This window comes from Candidatus Babeliales bacterium, from assembly GCA_035455925.1.
Classification (GTDB): domain Bacteria; phylum Babelota; class Babeliae; order Babelales; family Vermiphilaceae; genus SOIL31.
Window position 1 is genome coordinate 1 of sequence record DATIEE010000009.1, and the last position, 16,196, is coordinate 16,196.

Annotated in this window: 24 protein-coding genes and 5 tRNA genes; 20 read left to right on the forward strand and 9 right to left on the reverse strand. The window is 33.8% G+C overall.

Annotation, left to right across the window (positions count from 1 at the left end):
- From VLB80_01715 to VLB80_01725, 3 genes are all read right to left on the reverse strand, one after another.
- Window positions 1-798 (reverse strand): FoF1 ATP synthase subunit gamma (locus tag VLB80_01715; GenBank protein ID HSC24918.1); only part of this gene is annotated, 798 nt, incomplete at its 3' end.
- A 36-nt stretch (window positions 799-834) separates the two neighbouring features.
- Window positions 835-1,116: a hypothetical protein gene (locus VLB80_01720; GenBank protein ID HSC24919.1), complete on the reverse strand. Its 282-nt coding sequence runs from the start codon at window positions 1,114-1,116 to the stop codon at window positions 835-837.
- Window positions 1,117-1,248: 132 nt separating this feature from the next.
- Complete coding sequence (locus VLB80_01725; GenBank protein ID HSC24920.1) at window positions 1,249-1,701, reverse strand: hypothetical protein; 453 nt, start codon at window positions 1,699-1,701, stop codon at window positions 1,249-1,251.
- A gap of 140 nt (window positions 1,702-1,841) precedes the next feature.
- Between VLB80_01725 and VLB80_01730 the strand changes: the two genes are divergently transcribed.
- Window positions 1,842-2,990 carry an ATP-binding protein gene (locus VLB80_01730; GenBank protein HSC24921.1) on the forward strand — a complete coding sequence of 383 codons (1,149 nt, stop codon included), beginning with the start codon at window positions 1,842-1,844 and terminating at the stop codon, window positions 2,988-2,990.
- Window positions 2,991-3,006: 16 nt separating this feature from the next.
- On the opposite strand, the gene VLB80_01735 is transcribed toward VLB80_01730, so the two are convergent.
- On the reverse strand, window positions 3,007-3,351 hold the full coding sequence (locus VLB80_01735) for a hypothetical protein (GenBank protein HSC24922.1): 345 nt from the start codon (window positions 3,349-3,351) through the stop codon (window positions 3,007-3,009).
- 233 nt (window positions 3,352-3,584) lie between these two features.
- On the opposite strand from VLB80_01735, the gene VLB80_01740 reads away from it, so the two are divergent.
- The 5 genes from VLB80_01740 to VLB80_01760 all read left to right on the forward strand — a co-directional run bounded on the left by VLB80_01740 (window position 3,585) and on the right by VLB80_01760 (window position 6,614).
- Complete coding sequence (locus VLB80_01740) at window positions 3,585-3,734, forward strand: hypothetical protein (protein HSC24923.1); 150 nt, start codon at window positions 3,585-3,587, stop codon at window positions 3,732-3,734.
- Window positions 3,735-3,900: 166 nt separating this feature from the next.
- Window positions 3,901-4,713, forward strand: a complete 813-nt coding sequence (locus tag VLB80_01745; protein HSC24924.1) for a transporter substrate-binding domain-containing protein — start codon at window positions 3,901-3,903, stop codon at window positions 4,711-4,713.
- A 6-nt stretch (window positions 4,714-4,719) separates the two neighbouring features.
- The gene (locus tag VLB80_01750; protein HSC24925.1) at window positions 4,720-5,382 is read left to right on the forward strand and encodes an amino acid ABC transporter permease; all 663 of its coding nucleotides are present in this window, start codon (window positions 4,720-4,722) and stop codon (window positions 5,380-5,382) included.
- The gene (locus VLB80_01755) at window positions 5,375-6,034 is read left to right on the forward strand and encodes an ATP-binding cassette domain-containing protein (GenBank protein HSC24926.1); all 660 of its coding nucleotides are present in this window, start codon (window positions 5,375-5,377) and stop codon (window positions 6,032-6,034) included. The genes VLB80_01750 and VLB80_01755 overlap by 8 nt, the downstream gene beginning before the upstream one ends.
- 7 nt (window positions 6,035-6,041) lie before the next feature.
- Complete coding sequence (locus VLB80_01760; protein ID HSC24927.1) at window positions 6,042-6,614, forward strand: hypothetical protein; 573 nt, start codon at window positions 6,042-6,044, stop codon at window positions 6,612-6,614.
- Window positions 6,615-6,757: 143 nt separating this feature from the next.
- On the opposite strand, the gene VLB80_01765 is transcribed toward VLB80_01760, so the two are convergent.
- Entirely contained in the window at window positions 6,758-7,090 is a 333-nt protein-coding gene (locus VLB80_01765; GenBank protein HSC24928.1) for a hypothetical protein, read from the reverse strand.
- A 225-nt stretch (window positions 7,091-7,315) separates the two neighbouring features.
- On the opposite strand from VLB80_01765, the gene VLB80_01770 reads away from it, so the two are divergent.
- Together VLB80_01770 and tsaE are read left to right on the forward strand one after the other, a co-directional pair.
- On the forward strand, window positions 7,316-7,900 hold the full coding sequence (locus tag VLB80_01770) for an NYN domain-containing protein (GenBank protein ID HSC24929.1): 585 nt from the start codon (window positions 7,316-7,318) through the stop codon (window positions 7,898-7,900).
- Window positions 7,901-7,909: 9 nt separating this feature from the next.
- Window positions 7,910-8,338 (forward strand): tRNA (adenosine(37)-N6)-threonylcarbamoyltransferase complex ATPase subunit type 1 TsaE, encoded by a 429-nt coding sequence (gene tsaE, locus VLB80_01775; GenBank protein ID HSC24930.1) that lies wholly within the window; start codon window positions 7,910-7,912, stop codon window positions 8,336-8,338.
- Here tsaE and VLB80_01780 read toward each other — a convergent pair.
- The 4 genes from VLB80_01780 to VLB80_01795 form a co-directional block, all read right to left on the reverse strand.
- Entirely contained in the window at window positions 8,331-9,050 is a 720-nt protein-coding gene (locus VLB80_01780; GenBank protein HSC24931.1) for a hypothetical protein, read from the reverse strand. The genes tsaE and VLB80_01780 overlap by 8 nt on opposite strands.
- Before the next feature lie 166 nt (window positions 9,051-9,216).
- The gene (locus VLB80_01785) at window positions 9,217-9,945 is read right to left on the reverse strand and encodes a hypothetical protein (protein ID HSC24932.1); all 729 of its coding nucleotides are present in this window, start codon (window positions 9,943-9,945) and stop codon (window positions 9,217-9,219) included.
- A gap of 572 nt (window positions 9,946-10,517) precedes the next feature.
- Window positions 10,518-11,126 carry a hypothetical protein gene (locus tag VLB80_01790; protein ID HSC24933.1) on the reverse strand — a complete coding sequence of 203 codons (609 nt, stop codon included), beginning with the start codon at window positions 11,124-11,126 and terminating at the stop codon, window positions 10,518-10,520.
- 108 nt (window positions 11,127-11,234) lie between these two features.
- On the reverse strand, window positions 11,235-12,176 hold the full coding sequence (locus tag VLB80_01795; GenBank protein ID HSC24934.1) for a M48 family metalloprotease: 942 nt from the start codon (window positions 12,174-12,176) through the stop codon (window positions 11,235-11,237).
- 263 nt (window positions 12,177-12,439) lie between these two features.
- On the opposite strand from VLB80_01795, the gene VLB80_01800 reads away from it, so the two are divergent.
- From VLB80_01800 to rplL, 12 genes are all read left to right on the forward strand, one after another.
- Window positions 12,440-12,524 (forward strand) — tRNA-Tyr (locus VLB80_01800).
- A gap of 98 nt (window positions 12,525-12,622) precedes the next feature.
- Window positions 12,623-12,698: transfer RNA gene (locus tag VLB80_01805), tRNA-Gly, on the forward strand.
- A gap of 12 nt (window positions 12,699-12,710) precedes the next feature.
- A tRNA-Thr gene (locus VLB80_01810) sits at window positions 12,711-12,786 on the forward strand.
- Window positions 12,787-12,899: 113 nt separating this feature from the next.
- Window positions 12,900-12,974 (forward strand) — tRNA-Thr (locus tag VLB80_01815).
- Between the two features lie 44 nt (window positions 12,975-13,018).
- Window positions 13,019-13,177, forward strand: coding sequence for a 50S ribosomal protein L33 (rpmG, locus tag VLB80_01820; protein ID HSC24935.1), 159 nt, complete (start codon window positions 13,019-13,021; stop codon window positions 13,175-13,177).
- 9 nt (window positions 13,178-13,186) lie between these two features.
- A tRNA-Trp gene (locus VLB80_01825) sits at window positions 13,187-13,263 on the forward strand.
- Between the two features lie 16 nt (window positions 13,264-13,279).
- Window positions 13,280-13,480, forward strand: coding sequence for a preprotein translocase subunit SecE (gene secE, locus VLB80_01830; GenBank protein HSC24936.1), 201 nt, complete (start codon window positions 13,280-13,282; stop codon window positions 13,478-13,480).
- A 21-nt stretch (window positions 13,481-13,501) separates the two neighbouring features.
- Window positions 13,502-14,020 carry a transcription termination/antitermination protein NusG gene (nusG, locus tag VLB80_01835; GenBank protein ID HSC24937.1) on the forward strand — a complete coding sequence of 173 codons (519 nt, stop codon included), beginning with the start codon at window positions 13,502-13,504 and terminating at the stop codon, window positions 14,018-14,020.
- Between the two features lie 21 nt (window positions 14,021-14,041).
- Complete coding sequence (rplK, locus tag VLB80_01840) at window positions 14,042-14,467, forward strand: 50S ribosomal protein L11 (protein ID HSC24938.1); 426 nt, start codon at window positions 14,042-14,044, stop codon at window positions 14,465-14,467.
- Window positions 14,468-14,481: 14 nt separating this feature from the next.
- Window positions 14,482-15,180, forward strand: coding sequence for a 50S ribosomal protein L1 (rplA, locus tag VLB80_01845; GenBank protein HSC24939.1), 699 nt, complete (start codon window positions 14,482-14,484; stop codon window positions 15,178-15,180).
- 14 nt (window positions 15,181-15,194) lie between these two features.
- The gene (gene rplJ / locus VLB80_01850; protein ID HSC24940.1) at window positions 15,195-15,722 is read left to right on the forward strand and encodes a 50S ribosomal protein L10; all 528 of its coding nucleotides are present in this window, start codon (window positions 15,195-15,197) and stop codon (window positions 15,720-15,722) included.
- A gap of 73 nt (window positions 15,723-15,795) precedes the next feature.
- Window positions 15,796-16,179, forward strand: coding sequence for a 50S ribosomal protein L7/L12 (gene rplL / locus VLB80_01855; protein HSC24941.1), 384 nt, complete (start codon window positions 15,796-15,798; stop codon window positions 16,177-16,179).
- Window positions 16,180-16,196 lie beyond the last annotated feature (17 nt).

Below are 16,196 nucleotides of genomic sequence, written 5' to 3' on the forward strand. Positions count from 1 at the left end.
TTTATTATATTCTAATTTAGTGCTGTTTAATAAATGATTTGCATTACGCGTTGAGTTGTCCATAGAAATAAATCGCGCGGCATGCTCAGAGAGTAATGATTGAAATATGAGATGTTGTAATTGAGCTTCAATATATTGTACCGCGAGTGTATTTAAAATTTCTGCTGGTGATTCATCCCACAGATACCCTTCTGTTGGCGGTGCTATTTCAGTAGATATTTGTTGTATGTTGAATGGAATCAGTTTGGTTACAGTTGCTTTTTGTACAAAGAAATTTTTAAATACATTACTTATTATGGTAACTGATGTGTAAGCAGGTGTTGCAAGCATAATAAGATCAGTGACTTCTTGTGCTATTGTTAAAAAATTACGAGCGGTTATAACAGGAAACGAACAGATTAATTGATCAGGATAATTGTTAATTAAATAATCAATAGGTTTTTTACCGATAGCAGTAAAATGATAGTGAACGGATGGATGTTCGAGGAGATATTCACTTAAAAATTTAGTTAGTTGTGTGTTAAATCCTCCACATAAGCCCTTTTGTGATCCGATAACGATAATGAGAGGGTTGGTGTTATCAGTTGTTGGTATAAGTCGCTCATGTTTCCATGAGGGCGTAACGTATTGTATTTTTGAAAGTAATACTATAAGTGTATTGAGATAATCATTCAAAGGTTCTTGTTTTGCTTTAAGACGTGAATGCGCTGACATTGAAATAATACGCATTACATCAGTGACTTTTTTTATTGTTTCAATCGTTTGAATGCGATTGCGCATTTGAATAAGTTTTGACATTTAATTTGATATCTACTTAATGGTATTATTCTTTTTTTATCTAGATTGCGGGTTTTTATTAATGTGTGTTTTATCTGTAATAAGAGTGAGCGTAGGTTGTAAACTAGCTAAGCCTATTCTTACATTTGCTTCACCTACATGTTGCAATCTTTTTTGATATTCTTGATCTCGAACTTCAGGCGTTTTAATGCAAAACTCATATATAAAATAGCTAGTTAATAAGGTGAAGTATGTTCCAATTAGAAATTTTTCTTTAGGTTGCATAGTATAGGTTGGTATGGTTGCAAAAAAGAGTGATATAATAAATAATTTTTTCATAATAATCCTTTAATATATAATCATTTTATTTAATATATCATTCTTAAAAATTAATTTCTATAGTTATTTATGGTTTTATAAAATATGACGTTATATCAATTAACGTCATATTTTATAAAATAGTTTGTTTTTTTAATCCCATGCTGTGTGAAGTAGCTCTATAAATTGCTTTCTGTTGTGTTGTGCGTGGAGAGCAGGGATTTTTTTTGATGGAATAATGTTATCTGGTTGGTTGAGATGTGGAATTTCTTTATTGTTTGGATTTATCTCCGGTTGTTCTATCTGAGAATTAATATTTAAGTTTATTTGTGGTTGTTCTGGCTGAGGATTAAGGTCTAGATTTATCTGCGGTTGTGGCTGAGGATTAGGAGTTTCGTTATTGGTATGATTAAGTGGATCAGGCAATATTTTTTCTGTATTTGCAGTCCATGTATTAGGCATACCATATTGATAAGCTGCATAACTACCTATTGCTACTACCACTATGCAGAGGACAACTCCTGTTATTTTAGTATTGTCACCACCACAGTGTGTAGAAAAGGGAAAAATTGTGAGAACAAGAAAAAGTAAAGAAAGTTTTTTCATAAAAAGTCCTTTAAATAAATATATTTATGATAACAATTACGTTTATTTATTATAATAACTAAAAATAAATTATGCTAGATTGACTTTTATAATATCATGTGTCAAATTGAACTTATGAGATTCAATTTGAAGGAATTATTATGTTTAATCGATCTGTTTGGTCTATTGTAGAACGTTTTGCTAAGATTTACCCTATAATTAGTATCACAGGGCCACGACAATCAGGCAAAACAACCTTAGCGCAAGCTTTATTTTCTCATTTTCCGTACATAAATTTGGAAAATTTGGATATTAGATTGCAAGCACAGAATGATCCGCGAGCTTTTTTGGCTCGTTATCATGATGGAGCAATTTTTGATGAGGTGCAGCATGTTCCAGAATTATTATCATATCTTCAACAAATCGTTGATGAATCCCCACAAAAAGGACGTTATGTAGTGACCGGTTCACAAAACTTTGTGATTAGTGAACAAATTTCACAGTCGCTTTCTGGACGTATTGGCATGCTGACATTGTTACCGTTGAGTATGAATGAACTCAATTTTGAATCAACTAAGTTTGAGTCAGTTATTTTTCGTGGAGGTTATCCGGGGCTGTATCAAAGAAATATGAATCCTACCGAGTTTTTTCCCAGTTATATCCAAACTTATCTTGAGCGTGATGTACGGCAAATAAAAAATATTGAGGATTTAGGCCTTTTTCAGACATTCATTAAATTATGTGCGGGTAGGATTGGTCAAGTAATAAATTATTCATCTTTAGCTCAAGATTGTGGAATTTCTCATACAACGGTTTATAAATGGCTCACTGTTTTGCAAGCAAGTTACATACTATTTTTATTGCAACCATTTCATAAGAATTTTAGCAAGCGTTTGGTTAAAAAACCCAAACTTTATTTTTATGATACCGGTTTAGCGTGCTCATTGTTGGGGCTTGAGCAAGAGAGTCAAGTTGAGACACATTATTTAAAGGGTAGTTTATATGAAAATTTGGTTGTTCTGGAATTATTAAAAGCTCGATTAAATAAAGGATTACTACCAAATTTGTATTTCTGGCGCGATTTAGCGGGCCATGAAGTTGATCTTATTGCCGAATGGGGAGGATCTATTAAGGCAATTGAAATTAAGGCTGGCGCAACCTTGCAACCTAATTTTGTTAAAAATGTTAATTATTTTTGTTCTCTTTCCCCTGAATCAAAAGGTTATGTGTTATATCCAGGACAAGAAGGATTTTATGCAAATACAACTTTATTGCCGATAAGATCATTACAGCGTTTATTAGATGAGTAGAATAGACAAAATAATGTTACAGTCTATTTTTTTGATTGTTGGTTACGTTAGGAATATTGACCGTTTCAGCATTATTCATTTCCGAGAAGATTCCACATAAAATAGCAAGTCCTATACCTATTTCAACACAACCACAAAGCATTGTCACATTGAAATTTTCTATGTTTGCTCCTAAACTGTAAGTTACGAGGCCACTTATAATTGCTGACATAGAGAAAGAAACCTTTTTTGGATGTTCAATTATAATTTTTTTATATAATGTAATATGAGCAAAGTTTTTACTGTTATTTTCAGTAGATGTTGCATATGAAAATGTAAAAGTTGTGGCTAAAATAAACGAAATGATTTGCTTGTTTATCATAATTAATTATTTTTCATTTTTTTCATAAGGTATATATTCACCTATAAGTTTACTTTTTAATTAAAAAATTTCAATAAAGCTTGCTTTTGTACGCTTTTTATTGATTGATTGTAACAATAGTGAAGATATATGATACACTTTGAAAATAAATATTGACCTAAATAAAGAATATTGATAGTTTGTAGATAGTATTATATTTGTTTAATCGTTGTTTTATTAAAGAAAGGTTTTTTATGAAATTGTTTGTAAATACCTGTTTACAAAATAATTCTGATTTTCTTACATATACTGATACTATTCTTGTATCAGAAAGTTTTTTATTTGATAATAACGTTGCTTTTTTTGTTATATCTGCTCATCATCTCCATCATTTCTCTCATTAAAAAATAATTTTGTTTTTTACTTTTTGTGTTTTTACAATATAGCCGTTTACCATAACGATACAATTTTCACGCTTTTATTTGTGTATATTTTTTGAATATATTTGTGCACTGATAATGTTGTTGTGTTTATTGTGAAATACTTATTCATTTTTATAAAGGAATTATTATGATCAAAAATATGATCAAAAATTTTATGTATGGAAAAATATTTTTAATTATAGTAGTAATTGGGATAGTGTTAATTGTTGGCATACTTGCATTACGTTCAACGAAAAAATCTGATGATACTCTCGTTGTTGGTATGATGAGTGGATGGGCTCCGTTTATGAGTATTACTAATAATGGAGAATACGAAGGTTTTGATGTTGACTGTGCACAAGAGCTTGCTAAACGAATGAATAAAAAACTGGTTATTAAAGATCTTGGTTCAGTTGCATCATGTTTTATTGCTCTTGAACAAAATAAAATAGATATGATTTTTTCAGGACTTGATATTACTCAAGCTCGGCTTAAAAATGTAGCAATGGTGCAGTACACTGGTGAAGATATAAAGACATTTAATGTCGTTTTTTGGGATGAGACTCCACAAAATATACGATCGATGGAAGATTTTCGTGATATTACGAATGGTGTTGTTTGTGTAGAATCAGGTTCTTCTCAGGAAGCATTTCTTGATAAATATCCGTTTATAGAAAAAAAACGAATGAATTCTGTTGTTGATATTATTCTTGATTTACGTTTTGGAAAATCAGTTGCTGCTATTTTAGAGCCCCGTATTGCACGTCAATTTGCTCAAAAAAATCCAGCATTACAAACGATTGATGTTGTTTTGCCTCAGGAATGTATCACTTATGGATGTGGAATAGCGATAAAAAAAGAAAATCCATGTCTTGTTGATATAACAGAAAATGTTATTACTTCAATGAAAAATGATGGTTTATTGGAAGCTTTAGAATTACGTTGGAAATTAGGGGAATAAATTATGATGTACGACGCGTTTTTTTCTGTTAAAAATGCATTACCTTTATTAATTCAAGGAGCAGCGATGACATTGTTTCTTTGGGTTGCGGCGCTTGTTATTGCAATTAGTTTAGGAACTGTACTGGGCATTTTACGGTGTAAGCGGTTAAGGATCTCTACATTATCAACTTTTCTCGATACTATTACTTTTTTATTACGTGCAATCCCTTTTTATGTACAGCTGCTTATGGCTTATTTTGTTTTACCTGAATTGGTCGGCGTTAATATTTCTGCAACTACTGCTGGAATTTTTTCGCTTGGTATATGCTCTGCGGCGTATATTAGTCAAATTATACGTGGAGGAATTAATGCTATTGACGTGGGTCAATGGCAAGCAGCATATGTCTTGGGATATACATCATGTGATACGGTTAGATATGTAATATTACCTCAAGTGGTTCGCATTATTATTCCTTCATTGTCAGGAGAGCTTGATCAATTGCTAAAAAGTACCTCTATTATTTCTGCTATAGGAGTTTTAGAATTAACGGGTGCGGCAAAAAATGTTATAGCACGAGAACTTAATCCGCTAACTATGTATATTGTTATTTCTGTTGTATATGTGATGATTGCATTTGTTTTCAATAGCCTTACATCTTGTGTAGAAAGGAAATTATCATATGATTAATATTTATAATTTGACTAGTAAAACTATAAAAGTTGGTTGTGGAACACCTGTATTGCAAAATATCACCTGCGATTTTTCTGCATCATCTATTACTGTTATAGTAGGAAAAAGTGGTGTAGGAAAAACAACATTGTTACAATGTATAGCTCATTTACAAGAAATTTCGGATGGAGAAATTATTGTTGATGGAAAACAAATACAGAATATATCAGAGCAAGAGCGATCACGACTAATTGGTTTTGTGTTTCAGAATTTTAATCTCTTTCCACATTTAACGGCCCGTGAAAATTGTATACAGCCATTGATGGTAACGATGAAAATGTCTCGTAAAGAAGCTGAGGAAAGAGTCTTTGAGTTATTTGGCTTGTTAGATTTGCGTGAACATCAGAATGCATATCCTACAAGTCTATCTGGTGGTCAAAAACAGCGTGTTGCAATTGCTCGTGCGCTGTGTCTTGGCCCAAAAGTATTGCTTCTGGATGAACCTACGTCTGCTCTTGATCAAGAAAATAGTATGATTCTTATTCAATTGCTTAAAAAATTGTGTAATCAAGGTATAACTATTATTGTGGCAAGTCATGATAGAGAGTTTGTACAAGCAGTTCAGGATAAAACGCTGACCATTGTTGATGGCATTATAAAAGAACTTTAGGGATAACATGAATTATAAATTTTTTCTGGGATTGTTTTTATTGTATATTCCTAATGCTGACATCATGAGCATGGAATATATTTCAGATGATATTATGATTTACAATATTGGTTGTTATATTGATCGGTTTACTAGGAATGCATTACGAGGTTCTAATAAAGCGTATCGTGCTCTTCTTTGTTCTCAAGATGTACTAAATGAAAACTATGCATTAGCATGCGAAACTGGGGATGAAAAGAAAATGTTTCAATTGCGTTCAATGGGGGCTTTGTATATCCATGAAGAAATTTATAATTTATTTAACGATGGCAGAGAAAGATTGACACTAAAATTATATGAAAAGTACAATTATCATTCTGTGAAGACACCATTGTTAATGCAGTTTATGTTCTCTTATGGTATTACATTAAAAAATAAAGATTTTATTAAATTTCTTCTTTGGAATACTAAGCATAATGGTGATGTTAGATCGCATTCTATTTTACTTGCGAAACAACTTCAATGTGCGGAAATTGTTGATATGTTAGAACAGTATAATCAAGCTATGATTCCAAGATGTAGTCAAATGGGGTGGCATTAGATATTGACAGATCTGTTATTGATTAATAAAAAAAATTCATATGTCCTTTAGGATACATATGCATTCTTATAGTGTATCGCACAAAAAATTATGATTGCCTCGATAGTTATCGTTGCTGGGGCTTTGTTCTAGTGTGTTGTTTTTTAATCGTTAGTTGTATGGGTGATGTCGACTGTTTCAATAATATTTTTTGTTGAAAAAACTTCAGATAAAATTGCGATTCCTGAAGCTATGGTAAAAATACTAAAAATTTGCATTGGGGTTTGATCGGTTGACAATTTACAGGATACGTATGCAGCTGCGAGTCCGTTTGTAATCATAGTTAGCCCCAGGCAAGCCATTTCTTTTGGGCATTCTTGCATCGTTTTTTTGTATAGTGTAATGTAGTGAGAGCACGTACTAACTTCCTCAGATGTTGCATGTGAAAATGTAAAAGTTGCAGCCAAAATAAGCGAAATGATTTGTTTATTTATCATAATTATTTACTTTCTATTTTTTGCCATAAAGCAGAGTTTTATTATTACTTTGTCTACTTTACAAAGGTATATATTCACCTATAAGTTAAAATATATATTAAAAAAATTCGAGATAGCTTCTTTTTGTACTATTTTTATTGGTTGGTCATAACAATCATGAGCATATATGGTACACTATATTATATAGAGTATATAATAAAAATAAATGCTAACTGACGGATATGTATGATTATTATTATTGACGCATACAATCTTTTACGTGCTGTGCCTCCTTATAAAAAGACAATTACTGATCAAGAGCGTGTACAATTTATTGCGCAACTTAGTCTCTATGGACGTCGCAAGGGACATAAAATAGTTATAGTTTTTGATGGTGGCCCTCACGAATGGCCGTTCAAAGAATCTATTAACAAAGTCACTGTTGTCTATTCTGGTATTCATGATAGCGCTGATGATTATATTAAAAGTTATGTAGATGCACATCGGGCAAAAGATCTTTTGTTAGTATCGTCTGATAGAGAATTAAATCAGTGGGCTGAGCGCTATACTATTCCTTCAATTGATTCCGTTAGTTTTCATCAGTTGGTCGTACAAGAATTAAAAATTAAGACGAATAAGCACGAGCAATTTACTTCAATAGTTAAAATGCAGGATGAACAATTGGATATAGATCGATTAATGATGGAGGGCAGTGCGATAGTGCCAATGAAAAGTGAAGATATAAATTTACAGCGAAAAAATCGAGGTACAAAAAAAGCTCAGGTTAGTAAGCATGAGCGAGTATTATTAAAAAAACTAAATAAATTATAGAGTTGTGCTATGGACGGTTATAAGAAAGAAATTATTTATTCGCTTGATGATCATGATGTGGTAATTCAAGAACTTAAAAAACTGATGCCGTATTGTCAGGTTTTTGCATGCAGTGGTCCTCTTGGTGCCGGTAAAACAACAACTATTAAAGCATTATTACGCAGTTGTGGTGTTACTGGTACTATCACCAGCCCAACTTTTACGTATGTTAACGAATACAGTAATAACAAAAATGAACATTTTTATCATTTTGATTTATACCGTATAAGCAGTGTTGAAGAATTTCAATTACAGGGCTTTGATGAATATTTATATCAACCCAATAGTTGGGCGTTTATTGAATGGCCAGAAGTTATTCAGCCACTTTTAACACATAATGTTTGTTTTATTTCATTTGATTATCATGAAGATTCTGATAAGCGCATAGTGACTATTTAATACGCGCATGTTGTTTTCCAGCTATTAACATGTTGGCGATATTGGCAATAAGATGTTTTTGGTAAAGTATATACGCAGAAATAATACCTAATGAAACACCTGTTTTAATAAAAAATGATTTTTTGTAGTGTTCATCCAATTCGACTATTTTTTTTGTCAGCCATGATGTGTTATTTGATTGATTTATTTTTTGTATGAGAACGTTCGCATAGTGTGCAATTGTCCAGACGGTAAGCGGTATAATAATTGAAGCTCCAAGAATTCTAGCATCATAATTATAATTCATTGCAACCGCGGCAGATACAATGTCTTTTTTGAGCGAGGGAGAAAGGTCATTTTGATTAAAGGCTTTAGGATTAATGAAAAAAGTACCTCGGTGAGAAAATGCGTTTTCTCCTAAACTGGTCCATAAGCTACGTGATTCTCTGATATCGAGTGGTTGTTGTAAGCCTACTGAAGAAAGACTATCAAAAATTATTTTTTTGGTATTTATTGCAACATTGTTAGTACCATATAATGCATAATGTATTGATGGAAACATGAAAGAAATAGCTTCGGTAGCTACCATACCCATCCATGCGACTTTATATACAGTTGGTAGCCATTTTTCAATAAAAACTGGTTGTTCCTTGGAATGATTAGGTGTTGCTATTGTGGTATTGTATGGAATACATACAAGGACAAGTAGATGCAATAGCGTGTGCTTTTTCATTAAGTTTCCTTTGTTGATTTTTAACATTGTATTTATAAATATATTTTACCATTATTCTTTTTTTTAAGCAAAATGATTGTTTGCTGAGTAGATATAGGTTTATTGGTACAGGTAAATAGGGCGACATGTTTTAACATGCCGCCCTATTATTGTTTATAATTATATATTAAATAAATAATCCTTCTTCTTCAAGGATATCAAATGCGACATTAAAGAATGAAGGGCCATTTTTTAGTTTAAATGTTCTATTGAGTGAATTATCCTCATTACGTAAGATTTCAACGTGGTGATTATGGAATGTGCCATTGGTAGTAGTTTGTAAATCAACCATTTTCGGGTAATGTGTTGCGATAATGCTGATGTTGTTTTTGTACACACCCAAATGCTCCGCAAAACGCAGTGCAGCAATTTCACCTTCTTGTGGAGATGTTCCGGTAAACACTTCATCAATAATAACAAAGCTGAATTCATTTTTGCCTAATGATTGTACTAATTCAAGAAGTTTTTTTGCACGCATTACTTCTGATTTAAAGAGCGAAGCTCCTGTCGCAATGTCATCAGAAATATTCATGAAGCAATTGAGCTTAGCAAATGGCGTTAGCGTCAGGCTTTCAGATGGTGCAATACCAAATGTTTGTGCCATAAGTATATTAAGCATAATTGCTTTAATAATAGTTGATTTACCGCCAGTATTTGGTCCGGTCAAAATGCTATTTGGGCATGATCCATCAAAGGCTATGTTGTTGGTTATAACGGTATCAGGATTAACAAATGGGTTCCAGAAGTTGTGTGCATCTATAATTGGCGTTGTGCTGTTTTCAATAAAGTTTACCATGCAGTATTGAGCTTGTTTATCTTGGCGGTCATTATAGAGCTTAGCGAGCGCAACGTACATATCAAGCTCGCCTGCAGCAGCATAAACAGGAGCAAGTTCATCTTTAACTTGTTTTATTAGCTCATATGCAGCAAGTACGCGGCCTGTGTAGGAAAGAATTGATGATTTACCAGTAAAGGTTTTTGTGTTAAGTATTTTAAGCAGTTTGTTGAGCTTAGCTGAATGTTTTGTTGTATCAGTAAAATCTGCTAATGGTTTAAGCGAAGGCAGGAGGTTGACGAGTGATTTGTGTTTGCCTATTGCTAAACTAATGCTCTTGAGTTCATTAATATATGATGCGGTTGCGATAAGAATATCCTGTACGTGGTTGCAAATTGCTATTTCATTTTTAATTAATGTACTTCCAATAAAATAATTTGCTAATGCGTTGGTTACAGCATATATTGCAATATATCCATTTGCTAAAGGAAGCCATTCTGGATAGTTGTTTTTGGTCCATGTGCGAGCTTTTATTAGTCCGGCAATGGGGCTTAGTTGAAAGAGTGCCCATAATTGCTTATTAGTTGATTCTAAAGCAAAAGGCTTTGTGTTGAGCTCAATATAATTGTTTAACCAACCAAAACGAAGAAGCGCTAATGTTTTTTCGTTTTGGTTGGTTTTTCTTGCCAGAAAATAAAAGATTTTTTTTCGACAGAGTTGATTTTTTTAAGTGAGTCATTAATAGTTGTAATTAACTGTTCGTGAGTAGCAAGGGTGGAGATTAGTTCTTGCCGATTGCGTAAAATTTTTGTATCGGTTGTTGGATGGCATAGCGTTAAAGCGGTAAATGCATTACCAATGGTAGTATTAATATGGTCGCTTATAAGGCTTTCAATAAGATGATGTGTTTTGCTTTCACCATTGCCTACAATTTCCAATTTATCAATGCATGATTGATCAATGATGTTTGTGTTAAAGCTTCTGTTATGTAAGGCAAGGCTAAAAGCTATTTTTTGTATTTCATGATCAGAAAGAACAAGCTCTTTTGCCTCAAATTCTTTTTGGATAGTTTCGGAAAAGCCATTTGGCTTTGTGTCGTTAATAATAATTTTTTGCTCTGGTCCTAGTGTTGACACGATGTATTTATGAGCAATATAATCGGTCATTGATGTTTCTTTGTTAGCGTCTTCAGGTAGTGCGTATCCATTAATGGATAAAATAATAATCGACAAAGCATATGTTTTGAATGAATGTTTGAACATAGATAATTCCTTTTATGTGTAAAAATGTGGTTTAAAAATTACAATTAATATTTCAAATTTAATTGTATCAATAATATAAGACTTGTCAATTTTGCTATTAATTTTTTATTATAAAATAGTGCGTTCGTTATCTGGAGATTGATTTCTGAGCAATGCAATACGTTCATCAAGTTTTTTAATACGTTCATTTGGCAGGGGATGCGATTCAAAAAAATTAAGTGACCAGATTAACCATTCATATTGTTTTGGAGATAGTTTGTTGGAGGGGTTAAAAAACTTAATTCTTTTCTGTTCATTTTCGCTTAATACAGTCTTTTTTCCGACGAGCATATTAATGTCGTCAGAAATTTCATTGTCGGCACGTTGTTCTTGATGCTTTTGAACAGTAAATTTGCTTATCGTAGTGATAAGGTTTTTTCCAAAAGCGGTTGGTATTTTTATACATTGTTCTGATATAAAGCTTCTTGTTTTTTTAGCAATAGGAATAGCATTACGGATAATTTTTACTGATGTATGAGTTAAAAATGGTAATGTTATATCAGCAGCAACTCTCCACCAAAGATCATTATGTTTTCGATGGCTGTTTTCATGTTCCAATGTTGCCCGCCATTTATTAAGTATTATTTGGTCATTGGTTGCTAGTGCTTGCTTTATTTCAGAATCGGTTTCTGGTGCTAACATAATATGTTTATTAAATGTTCCCATTGGTATGCCAAAAAAGTCATAACTAGGATTTATTTTTATTGCATCAATATTTACATAATTTGTTTTTTCTAATGTTGATAGTATGAAGTCAGTTATTTCTTGATCTGCATTATTAAGTTTTTCAAGAGATTTTTTTTCATTAAGCAGTGTTTTTGCATTCTGCGCTCCAGAATATAAAGAATCTCCTGCGGCAATTAACCAATGGATTCCCGTCATAGAACTACTAAATATTTTTTTTGTGAAATGAGGCGCTGCAGCTTTAATTCCTGCTTGCTGCATGGTGAATGTTTGTATTGTTGTCATAATTGATAATGCGGTTAAGAAAATAATATATACTTTTTTCATAAATAATTCCTTTAGAGGCTGTTTCTGATAGCGCTGCGATATCTTTATGTTTTTAATCCTACTTATTCTAATTGCAATTATATCATTGTTTGTATATTTCGTCAATCGGGTATGGAGCTATATTGTTTTAGACGTTATTCATTAAGAAGAGATAAAATTTTAAGTTTTTTATAAAATATTGGTGTTTTTAGCAAAAATAAGTTGAAATCTATCGAGAAAGGCACTATTATAGTTGAACAAGCTTGTTGAGTATGCTTGGGTACGGCGAGGTTCCCGAGCGGCCAAAGGGGGTGGACTGTAAATCCATCGGCTATGCCTTCGCTGGTTCGAATCCAGCCCTCGCCACCAGATTTTTACAGCTTGCTTTGATATGGCTGGACCCAAAAGAATTTGAAAAAATAATTAGGGTCATAAATTTATGAGAAAAAGTAAAACGATTGAAATGTGCGGGAATAGCTCAATTGGCAGAGCGACAGCCTTCCAAGCTGTAGGTTGCGAGTTCGACCCTCGTTTCCCGCTCCAGAAAGATATAATGCCGGCGTAGCTCAGTTGGTAGAGCAGCTGATTTGTAATCAGCAGGTCACTGGTTCGAATCCTGTCGCCGGCTCCATTTTTAAAAACGCAATATATTTCTGATTTCTAATACACAATAGGTGTTAAAAAAGTTTGTCTTTTTCTCTTTTTTTAATTAATCTATAGTAAACCGTAAGGATTACGGTTCATGCCCACGTAGCTCAGAGGCAGAGCGCTTCCTTGGTAAGGAAGAGGCCACCGGTTCAATCCCGGTCGCGGGCTCCAGATAAGTATTGTGTTTAAGGTCTTTAAATGTCTTTATAATAATTATGGCAAAAAATAGAAAAACTACTCATTTGGTTTGCGAAATATGCAAAGAGCGCAATTATACTCAGGTTGTTTCAAAAAAAAGAACTATTGGTTCTTTAAAGTTGAGTAAATATTGTGCGCGTTGTCGTAAACATAATGATCATAAAGAAACAAAATAGGCCTTTTGTAGGTCAGTAGCTCAATTTGGTAGAGCAGCAGACTCCAAATCTGCCGGTTGGGGGTTCGAGTCCCTCCTGGCCTGCCATAGAAAGAAGAGAAAAATGATAAAAAATGTAACGCAGTTTGTTAAAGATGTGCAACTTGAGCTTTCCAAAGTTACTTGGCCTAAATTTGATGAGTTTGTAGGTTCAACAATTGTTGTCTTGCTACTCATGGTTTTTTTTTCAATTTATCTAGGGCTAGTTGATAAAGGGCTTACTGAGCTCTGGCGGTTTGTAGTTGGATTGTATAGTGGTTACTAGTTTTTGACAGGACAAATACATATGAAGCGCTGGTATGTTGTACAAGTGTATGCAGGTTATGAACAGGCAGCTAAGCTGGATATTGAAAAAAGAATTCAAGCTGAAGGAATGCAGGATTTTTTTGGTGAAATTCTTGTGCCTTCTGCTAAGTCAAAGCCGATGTTTGCAATGGATGATAATGCTGATCAGCAGCTTTTTCCTGGTTACATTTTAGCCGAAATGGAGATGACTCCAGAGTCGCTTCGTGTTGTAACGGCAAGTATTCGTGTATTGAGATTTTTGGGAGGAAAGAACCCTGAACCAATATCACAAAAAGAGATCGATCGCATTATTTCTCAGGTAAAAGGAGAGGTAGCGATTGAAGTTGCTCGAGAAGAATTTTCACTTGGCAGTGAAGTAGATATAGTTGAGGGGCCCTTTGCTGGATTTGTCGGTATTATTGATAGCGTAGATTATAATAACGAGAAGCTAACGGTTATGGTTAGCATTTTTGGCAGAATGACCCCTGTTGAACTTGGCTTTCATCAAATTAAGCGATAATCAGTGAGGTAATTGTCTACTATGGCAAAAATAGTTAAAGCAAAAATTAAGCTTCAGATTCAAGGTGGCAGTGCAACTCCAGCTCCTCCTGTAGGATCATCACTTGGTCAGCACCAAGTTAACATTATGGAGTTCTGTAAGGCATTTAATGCGCAAACAGCTGGTCGTAAGGGCGAAACTGTGCCGGTAGAAATTACTGTATACACGGATCGTACGTTTGAGTTTAGGGTTAAAACATCGCCTACTACCGAGCTTATTAAAAAACGAATTAACCTGACAAAAGGTTCTGCTCGGCCACATGAAATTAAAGTTGGAAAGATTTCATGGAAAGATATTGAAGAAATTGCGAAAATAAAAATGCAAGATCTAACTGCAATGGATATGGATCAGGCAAAAAAAATTGTTGCTGGTAGTGCGCGAAGTATTGGAATTGATGTTGTTGATTGAGCTAGGAAAATATAATGGCTAAGCATGGAAAAAAATATCGAATTGCGATATCAAAGAAGCCTAGCAGTGATCTTGGTGTTGGTGTAGCGTTGCAGCAAGTTAAAGATCTTTCCTTTGCTAAGTTTGATGAATCCGTTGATGTAGCAATCAATTTGGGTATAGATCCTGCTAAGGGCGAGCAAACAGTTCGTGGTTCTGTTGTTTTGCCTCATAGTAAAGGTAAAGAAAAAGTTGTCATTGTTTTTGCAAAAGGCGAATTTGCTGATGAAGCAAAGAAAGCAGGCGCTGATTTTGTAGGAATGGAAGATCTTATTGAAAAAATTCAAGGTGGGTGGCTTGATTTCGACTATGCAGTGGCAACGCCGGATGTCATGGGTGCTGTTGGTATTCTTGCACGTGTGTTGGGACCTCGTGGCTTATTGCCGAATAAAAAGGTTGGTACCGTTACTTTTGACGTGAAGTCAATTGTTGAAGATTTAAAAAGAGGTCGTGCTTTTTTTAGAAACGATAAACAGGGCATTATTCATTTTTCGGTGGGTAAGGTTTCATTTGACGTTCAAAAGCTTCGTGACAATTTAGATGCGCTAGTCAAGGCAGTGTTAGTTGTAAAGCCTGCAACTGCTAAAGGTAAGTATTTAAAGCGGATGACAGTGTCATCAACAATGGGTATTGGTATTTCAGTTAATTTTGATGAATTTGTGCGTTCCTTATAGGTAAAGAGGTTGCGATGAATCGGCAACAAAAAGAATTGGTTGTTGAACTGTTTCAGAAAGATTTTTTGACAAATAAGGGTACTTTTTTTGTCAATTATTCTGGGCTGACTGTTGTTCAAATGCAACAATTAAGAAGACAATTGCGTGAAAAAGGCGGCTCGCTCAAAATTGCAAAGATGCGGCTTATTAAACGAGCGCTTGCAAGTGTTGATGGCGTTGAAGGGCTTCTTTCTCATTGTAAAAATCAATTGGGAGTTGTTTTTGCTTATGATACCTCTGGTGTTTCAGGCATAGCTAAGACACTGAATGATTTTTCTAAAAAAAATGAAGCGCTTGGTCTTGTTGTTGGTTGTATTGATGCGCAGTTTTTGGATAAAGCAGCAATCACTCGTATTGCTTCGCTTCCATCAAAAGAAGTATTACTAGCTCAGCTTTGTGGTACTCTTAATGCTCCATTAATTTCATTTGTATGTGGACTTAATTCTATGATTGTAAAACTTTTGGTTGCTTTAAAAGAGATTGAAAAACAAAAGCAAGCATAGTGTTGAAGGTCTATTGTGTATTGAAGATGATAGTAATTGTTTAATAGTTATTTTTTAATGTTTAAGGGTTGCAATGTCAGCAAAATCTTACGAAAAATTTATTGATGAAATTGGCAATATGTCGGTTATTGAGCTTGCGGATCTTGTCAAAGCTCTTGAATCAAAATTTGGAATTTCAGCAGCTATGCCAATGGCATCAGCAGCGGCTCCAGTAGCAGAAGCGGCTCCAGTAGCAGCAGAAAAAAGTGAATACAAAGTAACACTTAAAGATGCAGGTACTGAAAAAATAAAAGTAATTAAAGCTTTGCGTGAAGTTATTCCTAATCTCGCACTTTCTGATGCTAAAAAATTAACAGAAGAACCATCAGCTGTTATTGCTGAATCAGTGTCAAAAGCTGATGCAGAAAAAATGAAAAAAAAGCTTGAAGAAGTTGGTGCAAAAGTGGAGCTTGCATAACATATTGTTATGTAGGC